11 protein-coding genes and 1 other RNA gene are annotated in these 16,716 nt (G+C 49.4%); 5 read left to right on the top strand and 7 right to left on the bottom strand.

The features are described 5' to 3' along the window. Window positions 1–109 precede the first annotated feature (109 nt). The 3 genes from WC777_02280 to mfd all read left to right on the top strand — a co-directional run bounded on the left by WC777_02280 (window position 110) and on the right by mfd (window position 6,731). Entirely contained in the window at window positions 110–1,909 is a 1,800-nt protein-coding gene (locus WC777_02280) for a ribonuclease J (GenBank protein MFA6024021.1), read from the top strand. Between the two features lie 406 nt (window positions 1,910–2,315). Continuing rightward, window positions 2,316–3,419, top strand: coding sequence for a DNA polymerase III subunit beta (gene dnaN, locus WC777_02285; GenBank protein ID MFA6024022.1), 1,104 nt, complete (start codon window positions 2,316–2,318; stop codon window positions 3,417–3,419). A 24-nt stretch (window positions 3,420–3,443) separates the two neighbouring features. Beyond that, on the top strand, window positions 3,444–6,731 hold the full coding sequence (gene mfd / locus WC777_02290; GenBank protein MFA6024023.1) for a transcription-repair coupling factor: 3,288 nt from the start codon (window positions 3,444–3,446) through the stop codon (window positions 6,729–6,731). Here mfd and WC777_02295 read toward each other — a convergent pair. The 5 genes from WC777_02295 to WC777_02315 form a co-directional block, all read right to left on the bottom strand. Then, window positions 6,676–7,212, bottom strand: coding sequence for a hypothetical protein (locus tag WC777_02295; protein ID MFA6024024.1), 537 nt, complete (start codon window positions 7,210–7,212; stop codon window positions 6,676–6,678). The genes mfd and WC777_02295 overlap by 56 nt on opposite strands. A 9-nt stretch (window positions 7,213–7,221) precedes the next feature. Further along, on the bottom strand, window positions 7,222–8,568 hold the full coding sequence (locus WC777_02300) for a hypothetical protein (GenBank protein ID MFA6024025.1): 1,347 nt from the start codon (window positions 8,566–8,568) through the stop codon (window positions 7,222–7,224). Then, window positions 8,465–11,737 carry a hypothetical protein gene (locus tag WC777_02305; GenBank protein ID MFA6024026.1) on the bottom strand — a complete coding sequence of 1,091 codons (3,273 nt, stop codon included), beginning with the start codon at window positions 11,735–11,737 and terminating at the stop codon, window positions 8,465–8,467. Before WC777_02305 ends, WC777_02300 begins: the two co-directional genes overlap by 104 nt. Next, complete coding sequence (locus WC777_02310; protein MFA6024027.1) at window positions 11,731–12,048, bottom strand: hypothetical protein; 318 nt, start codon at window positions 12,046–12,048, stop codon at window positions 11,731–11,733. Before WC777_02310 ends, WC777_02305 begins: the two co-directional genes overlap by 7 nt. A 91-nt stretch (window positions 12,049–12,139) precedes the next feature. After that, window positions 12,140–13,228 (bottom strand): hypothetical protein, encoded by a 1,089-nt coding sequence (locus WC777_02315; GenBank protein ID MFA6024028.1) that lies wholly within the window; start codon window positions 13,226–13,228, stop codon window positions 12,140–12,142. Window positions 13,229–13,336: 108 nt separating this feature from the next. Here WC777_02315 and ssrA point away from each other — a divergent pair. Beyond that, window positions 13,337–13,771, top strand: a transfer-messenger RNA (tmRNA) gene (ssrA, locus tag WC777_02320). Window positions 13,772–14,001: 230 nt separating this feature from the next. After that, window positions 14,002–14,493 carry a hypothetical protein gene (locus WC777_02325; GenBank protein MFA6024029.1) on the top strand — a complete coding sequence of 164 codons (492 nt, stop codon included), beginning with the start codon at window positions 14,002–14,004 and terminating at the stop codon, window positions 14,491–14,493. 371 nt (window positions 14,494–14,864) lie between these two features. Here WC777_02325 and WC777_02330 read toward each other — a convergent pair whose 3' ends face one another. After that, a complete protein-coding gene (locus WC777_02330; GenBank protein ID MFA6024030.1) occupies window positions 14,865–15,596 on the bottom strand; it encodes a hypothetical protein in 732 nt (243 codons plus the stop codon). A 487-nt stretch (window positions 15,597–16,083) separates the two neighbouring features. Beyond that, a complete protein-coding gene (locus WC777_02335) occupies window positions 16,084–16,593 on the bottom strand; it encodes a hypothetical protein (GenBank protein ID MFA6024031.1) in 510 nt (169 codons plus the stop codon). Window positions 16,594–16,716: the final 123 nt, after the last annotated feature.

Raw genomic sequence — 16,716 nt, forward strand, 5'->3', positions numbered from 1 at the left:
AATGTTAAGACTGGGGTTTACTTTAACACTCTTTCATGCAGATGTCAAGGGGCTGCATTTGGACTTTGGGGGGTGGGCTTGCTAGAATATCTCTGTTGAAAAAATCCGAATGAATAAACTCGACAAATTGTCTGAATGGCTGAAGGATGCCGTACAAGGCGGGACCAAAGCTCCGCTGGTTTCGCATGTGCCAAGCGCTCAAGCTCCTGCGCCGGCGGTTCTTAAAAAGACTCGCGGTCCTTCGACTCATCCCAAGGTCCTGCGGGCCATCCCCATTGGGGGGCTGGAAGAGGTGGGGAAAAATGCCATGATTTTTGAATACGAGCACGACATTGTGGTGGTGGACATGGGTTTTCAGTTCCCCGAAGATGAACTTTTTGGGGTGGATTACATTATTCCGGACATCGAGTACTTGGTGCAAAGGAAGGACCGGATCCGCGGCATTTTGATCACTCACGGACATTTGGATCACATTGGGGCGCTGCCGTATGTTTTGCCTGAACTGGGCTTTCCGACGGTTTACGGGTCTCCGCTCTCTTTGGGCTTGGTGCAGAAACAACTGGAGGAGCACAAGCTGCTCAAACACACTCGTTTTAAGGTGGTGGACAACAAGCAAAGCTACCAACTGGGCCAAATGCAGGCGGAGTTTTTCCGCGTGAACCACTCCATTCCAGATGCCATGGGGATTTACCTTAAGAGTCCGGCGGGGAATATTGTGCACACGGGCGACTTTAAGTTTGACTTCACTCCTGCCGACGGGCTTGAGGCGGACATTAAAAAGATTGGTGAAATTGGGCGGCGCGGCGTGAATATTTTGTTCTCCGACAGCACGGCGGCTTTGAAGCCGGGGCACACGATTTCGGAACGGATGATTGCCGAGGGCTTGGAGCACGCCATTGTCAACGCCAAGGGCCGCATTGTGATCGCGTCTTTTGCTTCCCTCATCGGTCGTATTCAACAAATTTTGCAGTTTGCCCAACGGCATGGACGAAAAGTGTTTTTGTCCGGGGGAAGTTTGGAGGCCAACTTTGAGATTGCCAAGAAGCTCGGCTTTTTGAAGTTTGATGACAAACTGGTGCACAGTATTCGCGAGGTGACCCATTACGGGGATCGCGAAGTTTTGATCCTCAGTACCGGTGGGCAGGGCGAGCCGATGGCCGCGCTCTCCCGCATGGCCACCAATGCCCACGCTCAGGTGAAAATTCATGATGGAGATACGGTTGTGATGTCTTCTTCTCCCATCCCCGGGAATGAGCGCCAGATCCAGTTTTTGATCGATCGTTTGGCCCGACTCGGGGCCAAGGTGATTCACAATCAAATTGCGGATGTGCATGCCTCCGGACACGGCCAGCAGGAGGATTTGAAGCTGATGATGAGCCTTGCGAGGCCCGAACATTTGGTGCCGATCCATGGGAACTTTTACATGCGCCGTGCTCACGGAGATTTAGCCCCCGCGGTGGGTATCCCTATTGGCAACACCCACATGCTCGACAACGGGAATGTGATTGAAATTAAGGATGGCAAGGTGGACTTCAAAAAAGAAGATATTAAGGTGCGTTATGTTGTGGTGGACGGCCTTGGCCGTGGAGACCTGGGGTCTCAGGTTCTTAAAGAACGGGAAACCATGGCGGAAAATGGCGTTGTGAGCGTTACGGTTAAGATGAGCCATGGACGAGTGCTGGGTTCGCCACTCCTCTTGCTACGAGGGTTTTTGGCCGGGAAAGATATGGATAAAAGTCTCAAAGAAATGGATAAAAAGGTGCGGGACAGTATTTTAAAACTGCAGAAAAGGAATAAAAATCCTGGCCTCCGGGACTATGAAAATGTGATCCGGAGTGACTTGGCCGGGTTTGTTGTGCAAAAGTTCAACAAGCGGCCCCTGATTCTCCCTGTCGTGGTCTTTGTGTAAAAGACTGTGCAATTGTTCAAAAGTGGTTTGATACCGCTTGAGCGGTTTTGAACGAACCGTTGTTCAAAACATTGTTTTTTGCTTGCGGGTTTTGGTTTTTTGTTTTCGTGTTTTTGTTCTTTTTCTTGTTTTATGCCGAACTTGTCCACTGTTTCCACTCTTTTTACACGAGTTTTGCACAAATTTACTACTTTTGAGGTTAAAGTTTTGCACTTTCTTGTTTTTTTAACCTCAGGGTTTTTTGTCTAAACGACAAGAAATATGCGTATTGGGCCTTAATTTTGGGTGTTTTGGCAATACCTTACTATTTATAACTACAATTTTATATATATTACTTTTGTTTAGAAAATTGCTTATGGACAGAGTGGATAAAATTTGATTGTATGAGTTCGATTTCCCAATCTATATGAAACTCACTTGTTCCCAAGCCGACCTTGCTCTTGCTCTTTCTTTGGTGAATAGAGCGGTGAGCCCAAACAACACCCTTCCCGTGCTTAATAATATTTTAATTAAAGCGGAGGGGCGAAAACTTTTTCTTTGTGCCACCAATTTGGAAATTGCAATCAGTGCATCTTTTGATGCAGATGTTCAAAACGAAGGAACGCTGACTGTTCCTGCGAAAGTTTTTAGTGCGTACGCGAGTTTACTTGAGGAAAATACCGTGGAAATGGGCGTTTTAAATGGAAATACGCTGGTTATTCGTACCGATGGATCCGAAAGTAAGATGAAGGGAATCTCGAGCGAAGAATTTCCTTTACTACCCAAACTCGAAAACCCAAAAGTATTTACACTTTTAGTGGAACCCCTTAAAGAAGCGATTGAACAGGTTGTTTTCGCAGCATCCACAAATGTTTCTCGGCCCGTACTCACCGGACTTTACTGGAAACTCGAGGCAAAAGTTTTAAAACTAGTGGCCACAGACAGTTATCGACTGGGTGAAAAAACAGTGGAAGTTCCTGAAAATGACGAAGAACTTTCTTTTATAATCCCCTCAAAGACCGCGCAAGAACTCTTAAAGATTTTGGAAAGCACGAATGAAAAGAGTTTTGAAGTTCGAATAGGAAAGGGGCAGATTTTATTTAAAGTGGGCGGTGTGGAAATCATTTCCAGGTTGATCGACGGTACTTTTCCAGATTATGAGCGAATCATTCCAAAAGAAATTAAAACGGAACTCACACTCTCCAAGGAAGACTTTATTCTAGCCCTCAAAAAACTTTCCGTGATTGTACGAGAAAACAACAACAATGTTAAAATTCGTACCGAAAAAGATAAATTACTCGTGTTTAGTGATGAAACTCAAGTTGGACAAGGGGCCTGTGAAATTCCAGTACAGGGTGGGAGCGTAGAAACCGTTGAAACCGCACTCAATGTTCAATACCTCTTGGATGTTTTGGCTCACATAAAAGATGAAAAAGTTCATTTCAGCTTGAACGACGGACTTTCTCCTGTTATGGTGACGCCTGCCCAAGCGAGCGGGTATTTGCATATCATTATGCCCCTCAAAATTTAACGGGTGCCAACCTTTTTGAGTCCAGTGAAAGAATGTAGACATTTGATCAAGCTTTTTCCTTCCGGTCAAAACCTGAAGGTCATTGAGCAATTTAAAGACCAGGGTTATTCCTCACTTTCAGGGAGCGGGAATTATTCCTCAAAGGCTTTTTTAGTTTCGGATGTTTTAAGAGAGCTCAAAGACATCAATAAAGTGCTTTGGATTTGCAGTGATCAAAACCACAAAGAGAATATTATTCGTGCCCTTTCTTTGTGGAGTGAGGTTCCGGTTTATGACCTTAATCTCGAAGAAAATCCAACAAGAAATAGAGAGGTGGAACGGAAGAACAAGGTCAAGAAAATGGAGTTTTTGAGTTTTACTCTTCAAAAAGAGGCGGCCCGATTTTACATCATTCAATACAAGGACCTTTTCCCCACATACCCCAACCTTAATGAAATAGAGAAAAGCGTTTTAAAACTTTCTCAGCGAGATGAAATCGACAGCATGGACTTTTTTGAATCTTTGATAGAACTTGGTTATGAGGTTGCCGATGACTCTTTTGTGGAAAAAGGGGAGTATTTTCGGCACGGAGATTTGCTCACCATTTGGCCGGTGAACAGTGAGCTGCCGCTGCGCATTGAGCTCGCCTTTGATGAGGTGGAGAAAATAACCCTCTTCGACCAGAATAAAAAAGAAGCCATTTCTGAGATTTCTTCGGTGGAAATTTACCCCATCGACATTCCGGACGGCAGCAGCAAGCTGCTCAGCACTTTTGGACGGGGGTCTTTGGTTTTGGACGACGAAGTGGAATTTCCGGACAGTGAAACGGAGGCCTTTGAAGCGGCGATGGCGGAAAGGAATTCGGAATCCAGATACATCGAGTTCCGATCCTTTATGGAGGAGACCCCGTACCACCACCACCTTCATTATCTTTCGGTTCTTAAATATTATAATCCGCTCGACTTCATCGCCGATCTGCGAGAAAAAATCATGCAAGAGTGGACGGTCTTTTTGTTCACCAAACATCCCGAGCAGTACCACAAGCTGTTTGAAGAAAAGGGGATAGCGTGCAGGAATTACAGTAATGGAGATTACCGCGGTGGGGCGGAAGTGGTGCTTTTCCCCATTGGCCAGGAGGATGTTTTCCCCGAGGCTTTTCAAAACCCGGCGCTCAAGCTCACGCTGATTACGGATCGAAATATTGGGAATTTTGTGGAGACGGAGAAGCGCGCGCCGGAGCGGCAAAAAGTGTACACCGACTTTCTAACCGGACTCAAAACCGGAGATTTTGTGGTGCACAGTGATCATGGAATTGGGCTGTTTTTGGGCTTGGATAAGCGCACCATTGAGCAAGTGACTCGTGAGTATTTGAAGATTGGCTACGCCGAAAACGACAAGCTTTTTGTGCCGATTGATCAGGCGGACAAGGTTTCCAAATTCATCGGGTCCGGAGACCGGCCGCCAAAACTCACACGACTTGGCAGCGCGGAATGGAGTACGCTCCAAAATCGAGTACGCAAAGAAACCGAGAAAATCGCACAAGAACTGCTGGAACTTTACGCCGAACGGGAAAGCGCTCGCGGCTTTGTTTTTAGTGGGGACACTCAACGGATGATTCAGTTCGAGAAGAATTTTGAGTATGAGGAAACGCCCGGACAGACGCGTGCCATTTTGGATGTGAAGCGAGACATGGAAGGGAAGAAGCCCATGGATCGACTGGTGTGTGGGGATGTTGGGTTTGGGAAAACGGAAGTTTCTATGCGGGCCGCGTTTAAGGCGGTTGAAGGGGGGAAGCAGGTTGCGGTTTTGGCGCCGATCACCATTCTTGTGGACCAGCACTACAAAAACTTTAAGAAACGAATGGAGGGATTTGATGTCCGCATCGAGATGTTGAGCCGCTTTCGCTCGCCCGCCGAACAAAAGAAAATTCTCCGCGCGCTGGAGAAGGGAGAGATTGATATTATTATTGGGACGCATCGATTGCTTCAAGGCGACATCAAATTTAAAGACCTCGGGCTCGTGATTATTGATGAGGAACAGCGCTTTGGAGTGAAGCAAAAAGAGGCGCTTAAAGACTTGCGCAAGGAGGTGCACATTCTCACGATGACCGCTACGCCGATTCCACGAACGCTCAACATTTCTTTGCATGGGCTGAGGGACATTTCCACCATCACCACGCCGCCTCCCGGACGGCTCCCCATTGTTACCGAGGTGCGGCGGTTTTCACTCGGGCTTATTAAAAGTACGGTGGAAAAAGAAATTGAACGGGGCGGGCAAATTTACTTTTTGCACAACCGCGTGCAAACCATCGATGACATGGCCGCTAAGCTGCGATCCTTGCTCCCAAAGGCTCGGATTGTGGTTACGCACGGAAAACTCCGCCCAGACGACCTGGAGCAGCGAATTTTGGCATTTAAGAATGGGGAGTACGATATTTTAGTGAGCTCCACGATTATTGAAAATGGAATTGACTTGCCCAACGCCAACACCCTCATTGTGAACAGTGCCGAGCGCTTTGGACTGGCGCAATTGTACCAGCTCCGCGGGCGCGTTGGGCGCAGCCGAAAACAAGCCTACGCGTACTTTTTGTACCACATGAAGCGCCTACCGCTGGACGCAAAAAAACGGCTCCGCGCCATTGTGGAGGCCAATGAACTCGGCGCCGGATTCCAAATTGCGATGAAAGATTTGGAGATCCGTGGAGCGGGAGATATTTTGGGCGCAAATCAAAGCGGCGCCATTCAGGTGGTGGGAGTTTCGCATTTTATTCGCATGCTCAATCAAGCCGTGGATGACCTCAAGAAGGGACGAAAGGTCGCCGAAGAAAATGGCATCCCCGAGGTGACCATAGAAATTCCGCTGCCCGCCTATGTGCCGGATGAATACATTGTGAGCTCCAAAGAAAAGATTTCCGTTTACCAAAAGTTGGCGGGCGCCGATACTTTGGAATACCTCACGGAACTGCGCACGGAGCTTACCGAAGATTATGGAAGAATGCCGGAAGAAGTGGGCAACTTGTTCCGCGTGCTTGAAATCAAGATGCTCGCCAAAAAAGCCCGCGTTATTAATGTGAAAGCCGAAAATGTGCACAGCAGCGAGGACCGCCAAATCATTTTGCACATGTCTTCTTTTGTGAAGCCGGAAAACATTTTGTCCATGCTGGAATGCAACTCCAAGTGGATCATCTCCGGCACCAAACTCAAAATCAGCTTCAAAGACCTCGGCGTGGGCTGGGTGGAAGAACTCAAAAAGAGCCTCGCCGCACTGGGCAAAAAAGCTAAGAATGTGCCCGGAAGCGAGGTGGAGAAGTGAGCGCGGCGACGGCATTTTTAAGACTGCCTCTGACGACTGCAATCGCGGAGGGCTCCGAGCCTTCTGGGGAGGGCGTTTGAGCTAGATGGTGCTTTAAAAGCGGCAGGACCTCCTTAAGTCCAAGGGAAGCAATGGCATCGATCAGCAAAGATTTTGCGACAGGATCCGACTCCCAATCCAGCTGCTCCGCTAAAATGAGCCCGTTGAATTGGAGACCCCCCCGCCCTATAATGCGATACAGCGTTCTACGAATCTTGTGGTCTGGCGTACGCAGAAGTTTTAAGAGCTCTTCTTGAAGCGGCTCCGGAATGGCTGGTGCGGATTCTGACAAGTATTTGAGGAGTTCCCAGACTTCTTCAGGGCTGAACCCCGAGAGACGAGCTGCGGCTTGTGTCAAAACATCTTTCGTGGACATGTTGTTATGAGTAGGGAGGTCAAGATACAAACAGACCAACGGGTCGAGGTCTAGTATTTGCGGTACTTCGGGTAAGGTAGCATCCATAAAAGAGGGTTATGCGGCTGGGCGGAGGACTAGTCCCACGCTTTTCTCCATTGCGGTAAATTCTTCGGAGAGAGCGGCTCTAATGCGATCGTTGGCCTCCGACCGAATGAGAGTTCTCATCGCTACTATTAATTGTTGGTTATCCCCTCTTTGTACGCCCAATAAGTCATAAACATTTGCATTGGCGAATTCGCGATGAATGGCATCCGTTATTGCGGTTTCATTGGACAAACTTCTCCAGCCTTCCAACGCTTTGCCGAGAGGGGAAGCATGCGCCTCTAAACTGGCCGGGAGCAGGCTATTGAAACCAGGGGCTAAACGCTGCAATTCATCAAGAAGCACTGCACTTAAGGTTGGATTTGTCTCTAGGTCTACGAGCGAACGCATGGCCATTCCCAGCCCAGCCACATCTCCGTTTCTTACCCCAAGTAAGGCGAAAAGGTCTCCGCCAGAAAGCCTTTCCGTCAAAACCTGCTTCATAACGATTTCACTTTGAATCTCTCTTAAACGCGCAATGGTTTGGCTTAGGGGTGAGGCCTGTGGGGCTAATATGACAAAGGAGAGTACCTCAAAATTATTTTGAAAGGCCTCCACTGAAAGTTGAAAAGGTTTTGATGTGTCATGGGGGTTCTCCAGGGTGACCAACTGGCGCACCTTGTCGTAAGCAATTATCGCATAGGCGTGAGGGCCAACCAATTTGTGACCTTCAACAACAATTTCGCCGCGTATTCTAGGAGTACCTGCGGTCAATATACGCCTTCCCGGGTTGTCGGCAGAATATTCCAGGGAACTCAGAGCGCTCTTAGCCGAAATGCTTATGGGCTTTAAGGCAAGCCCTTTCCCAAGTAGATGTGCCACAGCCTCTTCCCCATAGCCCCCTTCCACAGGGTAGCCCCCTTGCTTGTCTTTCAATATGGTGCCCCCTCGTGCGTCATGTATTTCCATACTTCTTGAGGAAGCGTAAGCGAGTTCCAAAATAATGTCCCCCAAAGGAGCGTTTGTTTTTGAATGATATTTCTCCCATGCTTCAGCGCTTCTAACCACGCCCGCCGGGGTCCATTCGTCGCTCCCCGTTCGTTTTACTCGATAGGGGCCTGGGTGCTTGGCTCCCGGGATGGTGACTTCCCACAAGTCCGGACCCACTTCTTTGATATTTTGGGCGACCATTTGTTTGAACACTTCAGGCGATGTTTTACGAATGGCATTTATGGCGGTCAAGAGGTAGCAAACGCCGATTTGACCCTGTCGAATGTTAGAGTCTATGCCGAGGGGATAGAGCTTTTTGAAGAGGGCCGCCTCCGCGTTGATTTTTGTCCTTAAATGGAGGAGGTCTAAGTCGGCTGCTTTTTTTTGCACGGACTCAGGGGTAGCGGAGTCCACACTGGTCTTGATTTTGAAGAAAAAGTTGGTGATCTTTGCGGATGCGCTCTGAGAGCGCTTTGGAGGCTGATTCTAATCGGCCACTAAGGTCAGCACGAAGAGCTAAGTCGGAGATACTTGGCAGAAGACGCCGCTGGGAAGCGATACTATCCATATGACTACGAAGCTCCAGAACCCATTTTTCGCTTAGGATGTCTCCCCCGCCCAGGACGCGGAGAATGTAGGAATTTTGTACGATCTTTTCCATGGTCTCGTCGACGGTTGTTAACCATGTTGCGACGCCTTCACAAACTTGACCGACGGCTTTCAAGATTTCTTTCGGGCGGAGGACCAGTGGGGGAGTTTCTGTTTCGGTTGGCGCCTTTTCTTCGGCGGTTTTGCCCCGTTCCAGGAGTGTACCTACAGTTTTTTTAAGCTCGTCTTGGAGCTTGGCGTACTCGTCGACAAGGGCTTTCGCTCGGTTTGCGTCTACATGATCGGGAAGAGGAATTTCATTTCGGACCATTTTTAGGAAATCCTCTTGCTTTAGGCCGTTTTCTTTACAGAAGGCGGCCATTTCTTTTTGGAGCTGGACACCGCGCTTGTTTACGCGGCTGACATTATTGAGAGTGACATCATCCGCTTCGACGGCTCCTTTTGTGAAACGACGAAGGGCTGGGCCTCCGAATTCAAAGCCGACTCCAAGGCCGAAAAACATGGCGTTGTTTTGTAGATTTTCCGCAAAACTTCCTCCGGTGAAAATGGTGTCCAGAGTGGTGCCCAGGGCAACATCTGCGCCCCCTTCCATGGTTGCGCCAATCAAGCGGTTTCCAAGGGCCATGCCGTCATCCAGAGAGGAGAGCACGCGCATGCCACCTTTTTCCGTGGCGAGGCGGACGATTTGTTTGGCTTCGGGAGAGAGGGCCATGAGGCGCCCATTTCGTACGACTGCGGATCCAATGGCTCCGGAGCGTTGAAGTTGGTAAACGGCGCGACCGGCAGCCATGTATCGGGCTGCACCCATGGTCACCGTGTTTACGGCCATCTCTTTCCCATAAGCATCCACGAAACCTTCAGGGCCATCCTCAAACCCCTTTTGATTGATCACCGCGTTGGAGGCCGTCATGGCGGCTCCGCCCACCAAGGCGGCACCCACTACGCCCAGCCCACCCGTTCCAATGGCCACCGCCACGCCCACACCAATAGACGCTGCTATTTTTGTGCCCATTTTTGCGTAGGCCCAACTTTTGTCACTGGCATTCCAGGAACCGAAGCCTTGGATGTCCGTGAGCAAGTTGACGCCTTCCACCTGGTAAGGTTCCAGGGAAATGCCCAAGTTGTTTTGAATTTCTTCGGGAGAAGAAGCATTTTTTTCGAGGTATTCTTCAAACTGGGATTGAGCGCCCTCTAGACATGGACCGAGAAAAATCTGAACGGTTTTTGTGAGGGCTTCATCCGAGGGAAGGGCTTGGCCATCCCGCAAATGTTGAATTTGGAAAATAATGGCGGTGGAAGCCCCTAGCTCTTCAATGCTGTTCACCGGAGCGGTTAGGATCCCTTTTGCTGCGCTTAAGTCTGGGTTGTTTTGCTCTTCAATCCAGGTAAGAGCTGCCGTTTTTTCTTCGCTAAGCACTTGGGCGATATCCACTTTATCAGGAAGCAGCTCGCCGGATTCGTTGATGAGCTCCAGCAGGATTTTTTCGCTGTTGGCGGCTTCACGAGCCAAATCAGACGCCCATCCTGGGTCGCGGAGATCATCATCAATAGAGCCCAGCCTTCCACTGAATAGTTTGGCAACGGCGACACAGCTTTTTGCGTAGGAAGCGTAGTCCCCACCGGTTTTTTCGGTGGTGAGCTTCTCGGCCAGTTGTTGCTTGATTACCGTGAAGAGCTTTTGATAATCCAGCTTGAGCTCGTCACTTTGGAACTCGTTGTTGTCTACTTTTTCATGGAGTTCCAGTGTCCACCCGATTGCTTCGTCGATGGACATGAGAGGCATAGTGGTTTGGGTCACTTGCATGGCGGCTTCAATATTTCTCGCGGCGGAATTCTCAAGGGTTTCATCGATGTTCGCGCTCAGCTCTACAAAGCGCTTGCTGTTTGTGAGGTAGCTGTCGCGCGTTTTTTTGTACTCTTCGGTGGCTTTTTCTTTTGGCAGAGCCTCCGTGAGGCTCGCGGATAGGCCCTCTAAGTTTTCTTGGCAGGCTGCGCTGATTTGAGACAAGGCTTGCTGTTCTTTTTCTCGGTCGTCCCACATATCCATTGCATTTGCCGCGGTGAGCGCTTTTTCCAGAAAAGCGACGGTCCCGTGGGCGGTGGGATCCAGAACAAAACCGTCTTCAAAGTCTTCGTCCAGGGCGAGCTTACGGCCGGCCTCCTCGTTTTGTTCGGTGGCGAGCCTTTTTTCAACCAGGGTCTGAATATAGCTTGCCCTTAGCTCTCCATTGGCAATAGAGGCATCGCTTAAATCTTCTTTGATCTGATCGTCAGTCTGCATGGCGACCTCTGTGTCCAGCTCCTCGGCAACAGCGTTAAGGGCTTTTGCGTACTTAGGTTCGACCGCGGCATACCAACGGATTGCCTCTACGCTTGGGATGGCGGTAGTTTCTGCCGCTGCGAGGTTTAAGTGTTCGCCGATTTCCAGTTGATCAGGCCGTGCTTGGGTTGTTTTTAAAGAAAACTCACCATTTTCATCAATAAAAGGGGTGGTTCCCGTTTGAGTGCGCTCGGCCTGAAGTTTCTGAATGATGGCGAAGTGTTTTCTTGGATCTTCTTTCCATGGTATGCCAAGCTCTCGTTCAACAATCAGAGACAGGTTGTCCCCATTTTCGACAGGGTACTTTCCCTTTTTCCATTCACGGTAAGCGGCGATGGAGGTAGAGAGGGTTTCGAGGGTTTGGCTGAGGTCCGCTTGCAGCCGGCTAATCTCTTCTGGCGAGGAGGCCTCTTTGAGCAGACCAAGAATGTTTTGTGAAAACGCCTCTTGTAGGGCAGGCTCTGCCACTTGGTTTTTGAGAGTTTCTTGGAAACGGTCCACCCCCTCAATAAATAGGGTCAGAGCCCGGTCTTTTTCTTGAGCATCATCCAGGATGGGTTTGTCTGAGGCCTCAATGGTTTTTTGGACCCGCTCCTGCTGCTTGTTGATGGAGTTTTCCGAATTTATCATGAGAGGCTTTTCGTTAGATCTGACTCTGCTTCGTTGACTTCTTGTTTGTGTAAAGACTCGTGGACGGTACGAGTTGTTTTTCGTTTCAAAACACCCCACTTTTTCAGCACACTTTTCATGGAAGAGGGGCTGGCCGCTTCTTTCAGATGGGCTTTAAGTGAGGCCTCATTTTTTTCTAAAACTAAAATCAGCGCCGTTTTCTCAAAGTCGTCCATGCCTTTGAGCTCGCTCAGAAGCAGATCCTTTTGTGCTTTGCTCAGGAGAAGGTTTTTCACCACAAGCGCTTCGACACGGTCGGTGGAGGTTGCCATACGGGTTTGTTTTATCTCGTAATTCTACCACAAAACGGCCTTTCTTTCAAGGTGGTGACGAGGTAAAGGGCGAGCAGTGAAAAGCATGGACTTAGGACGCCTTTTTTGAGTCGTCAAATAAGAATTCCTCGTCATCGTTGAAGAGGTCGGGATTGAGCTCATCCTTGGGACGGTTCGCGCTGGCAATAAGACCATTTGCCGTGGCCTCTTCCTTGGCGGCAATTTCTTCCGCGGTTCCACGGATGTCTTTGGGGTGGAAGGCGTCGTCGGTGAAGAGAGAGGTGGTGAGATGGGTTCCGTCTGCTTGTGTTAAGATGACAGCTCCATTCTCCAGCCTTGCCGATTTAGTTTGGGCCAGCTTGTCGTAGGGGTTGGAGCCCAATCCTTCCAGGATAGTTGTGGAAGCAGCGCTCAGGGCCATAGGGTAAGCCTCGAGAAGGTAATTCAAGTCACCCGCCTCCCTAGCCAATTCTTTTGCGACGGTCGCGGCTCTTTCATTGGGGGCTACTGAGGCAAGATCAACGGCGCCCCTGGGGGCGTCTGACGTAGGAAGCTCTTGAGACACAGTTTTGGCATCGGGTGCGCTTCGTTCGGAAGTGTATTCAACCTGTGTGTTGGTCCCAAATTCGTTGCGCACATTCTGGATCACATCCCTTCTTCCGCCTGTTCTGAAGAAACCAGGGCTTTTGGGTGTGCTTTGGTTGGGATGGGCCCCACCAAAATATACTTCACCGGTGTTCAAGTCCTCTGGTTTAGGTAGGAAGGCTAAGTAAGCATCCAAATCTGCGGGGTCAGTCCCTGGCATATGCGGGTCTGTCTCGGTTTCTGCTGGCTGAGTTTCTTTTACCTCACCTTTTTTGTCTAGCCCGGCAGCCTTAAGCTCCAGATAGGTCTTGAAAAAAATTGCATTTTGTTCAGCCGTTCCTTTGTAGCCGTAGGCATCTTTAGTAGTGCTGAGCGCAGCCATGTTCGCAGGCTTGTTCTTATTAAAGCCATCAATGAAGGAAGGATTTCGTTTTATGAAGTTAATACGCCCCACAAAGCTAGGATCGTCTCCTAGTTTTGACATAGCATTGTAGAGTTGGACGGCCTCGCCTTTTTCAAGACGACCGAGGAGCGCTTTGGCTTTATCGGGAGTGCTTTGTTCGGGGCCGTTGTCGCGGGAGGATTCAATAGACATGTGTTTTTGTGTTATGAAATCTTTACATTTTAACACAAAAGTTTGTGCCCAGCAAGGGCTTGTTCAGGGCAAGGAATCTGTTATAATAACCCAGCTCTTTGAAATTGTGGGGATGTACAGGCTTTGACAGAAAGATTAGAAGTCCGTTGCCTGCTTTCAGGTGGTTGCTTGGTCCCACCTTAACCCGTCCAAGCAAATTAAGTGCTAAAACCACTGCAGAGATCATCCGCGAAGACGCTCTACGACTTGCTCGTTCTGCGTTTCAACCAGCCCGTGCTTTGGCACTCGCTGCGTAGTTGATCTTGAACCGTCATTAAGTACGGTTCCGCTCACTCATCGACGCCTTGTGGATGAAATGGGTGTAATAATCGAGGCTTAGGGAAACTCCTGCTTGTGTTCCGGGGGCGTACTGAAACTTTGAAGACACGACAGCGGTGCTTTTGTCCACCTTTTATACCGCTGCCGTAGACAAAGTGGACTATGAAAGTAAACGGTTTCGCACTTCCTTTTTGGACGCGGGTTCGATTCCCGCCATCTCCACCAGAGAATTCGGAAAAACGACGGCCCTTGTGGCTGGCGCTTTTTACGATGTCTGCGTAGCAGACTGGCGAGGGAGAACCTCCGAAGGATGGGTTCGTGAGGGAGCGAAGCGACCGTTTAGCGAACGCAGTGAGCGTCTTCCCGCCATCTCCACCATTGATTTTGCGTGCGCAATGGACTTGACAAAAGTAGAAATAAGGTTCATACTCTAACTCTTTAAACCTTCCTTGCATATGAGCACTTCTAGACCAAATGACGACTGCGATGGCCTTGTTGAGGAGGGTGATTCGGTACCGGTTGACGGCTTAGAAGCGGGGGCCGTGGATAGAGGAGATGTTGAGGGTGAAGTTGAAGAAGTATCCTACGCTAATTTAGTGAATTTAGTTGAGCGGTTTGGTGTCGAGAAAGTACGGGCTGCTCTCGCAGAGGCAGGGGTTTTAAAAGAAGGAGAAAGTGGCGTGTCAATTGAAACATCAAAGGAGTCATCCCCTGAGAGATGGACAAAATACTTCCGGTTTATAGACGCAGCAGAAATGCTTGGATTAGCTACTGTTGTAACCAAGGTAGGCTCAACCGCAAACCCCGGAGGCGATGTCATTAGATATACAGCTATCCCTGGTTTGACCGTCTCTCCCACGGAGGCCTACTGGACTGCCTGGACTATTCTTGGTGCAGGACTTCCCACAGACGCAGACAATGGTGTCGTTGGGGAGAATCAAGATTAAATCCAAAACGGTCCCTCTGCACCGACCTGTTAACTTCATCGGTGCCCATTGAACCTAAGGCTAGGTATCAAGGGAAATCTAAGGTGAGGACTTGTCTGTTTTTCCAATAACGGAGCCCGCTTACGACCGTCCAGAGCGCTTTAAACTTGTGCACCGCAATGGCTTGAACGGGGCTGAGCCCCGCAAGGATTAAGAGTGGAACCAGAATGAGACCGGAGCCCGACCCCGTCATGGCTGTGAAAAAACAGACCACACTTGCCGTAAGACTAAGTCCGATGATCGTTAAGACCTCTGTTCCCATGTGCAGATATTATCTCACCGTTTAAGTTAGTTCAACGCTCCAACAAGTAAACAAGTTGGAAGGCGGGACTCTACTGAAGCTCTGATCCGTGGACCCAGGCGTAAGAAATTTTGGTGCCATAGGCGGGCTCTCCGTCGATGAGAGCACCGGAATACCAGCCGAGTTCAACGCCCACGAGATACCAATAATCTTCAAGGCCAGCCACTGTCTCTTTAGTTTCTGTCCGTGCAAGTACGCCGGTGAAACTTCCGGCGAAGCTTTCGATTTCTCCCACTTCGCAGCCTTCAGCACAAAATCGGAATTCGTAGACCGGAGAGCCGATTTCTGGCTTTGCTTTTGGCGTAGCCTCCGGGGTCACCTGGGCATCGGAGTCCACGATGATGACGGAATAAGAGTCCACAATTCGTTTGCTGCCTGCAGGGACAGGTGTATTTCTGTCCCAGTACTTTGGCGACCCGTCCGCGGTCAGATAGACGGTGTAGTAGAGGCTGTCTGCGGATTCGCCCAAGGTCATGCTCCAAGGCGCTTCACCGTTTCTTGGGGTCAGCATCATTTTTTCTCCTTCAATTTGATAGGCCCCTTCGACGGGGGCACCGCCTTCACCCGCAAAGGAGTCGAGGTAAGTGCCATCCTCGTTGAACTCGATATAAGCGCCGAGAACCCCCACAGGACCCCAGTCTCCCGAGACCAGAAGGTCTTCGGTGAGAGTCAGGCTGTCTTCGACAATAGGTTCCGGGTTAGGGCTTGTTGCACAAGCGGTGAGTCCAAGGGTCAGCAATGAAAGGAGAAAAAGTTTTTTCATAAATTGGATAGGATGAATTTACTGAAGCATACCTGAATGCAAAAAACAAATGCAGGAGGCTTAAGCGCAAATATTACTCCAAGCGCTAATCTTTGTCACTCCATATCGTCAAGATGTTTGACCACACCATCCTCAAGAAGGATGAGGGTGTCTTTAGCGGTCACCGTAGGGTTCCCATGTGCACCAAGGTGGGCAACAGCCATTCCAGATTCAATACACATGACCGATATTCCTCTCATAGGCCCCCAGTTACTAACAAGTATTCTTATTTTATTGGGTGTCACTAGTTTGCCCTTTTCCGAAAGCACTTTAAGTAGTGAAGTAAGCTCCCCATCACTTTCCCCCAAGAAAACTGTAAGCGCTGCAATTGCAGCGGACACCGACAGGTCTCCCTGCGTTTCCTGTAAAAAACTTTCGAGTCGACCCCAAGGTGTTTCTGTAGTTTGAAGTGTAGTCATGATGAAGAGAGGGTAAAAAATGTGGAAGCCTAACCAACAAGCAGCCTATTTAGGTGAGGATATGTAGAGCCAAAGCTTTCGACGGATCTCACACAGTACAAAGCCCTCACCGTAGCAGTGGCAGGAGTATTGTTGCGGTTGGAAAAATGTGCACACCTGCCTACGGAAATCAAAGGATCTTGAATGTAAGCTATCCCGTCGGGGCAGTACTCAAGCAAGTTCATAAGGGGGCCGAGACGGAGGCACTCCACCTCTACATCAAGATCTCCCTTAATAGGGCTGCCGGTGTAGACATCTGTGCGCAAAACATGAAAAGCAAATCCTACCTGGGTTTGTACGTCTCTTTCTTCGACAGTCCCTACTAAAATAACATTGCCCGGCCTTAGATCGCGAGGATCGATAGCAACGAGTGAACGCAAGCCAAAATCCTCTACCGTAGGTATCCCCAATGGTGGCTTCTCTCTGAGCGCTCGCCTCGTTTGAGATAGTAATAGGCCCGCCTCTTCCTCTAGTTTTAAGAAATCTGCTATGGGCCTCATGCGCTCGTTGTAGCGATCAAGTGCATCTACAGGACCAGACCCTTGGGCTGGGCGTGCCCCTGTGTATAAAGACGGTGCTCGCATATACTTTGGAGAGTAAGCTAAAGTGGGTAGGATGCCACA

The sequence above is a fragment of the Candidatus Gracilibacteria bacterium genome (assembly GCA_041661045.1).
Classification (GTDB): domain Bacteria; phylum Patescibacteriota; class Gracilibacteria; order UBA1369; family 2-02-FULL-48-14; genus 2-02-FULL-48-14.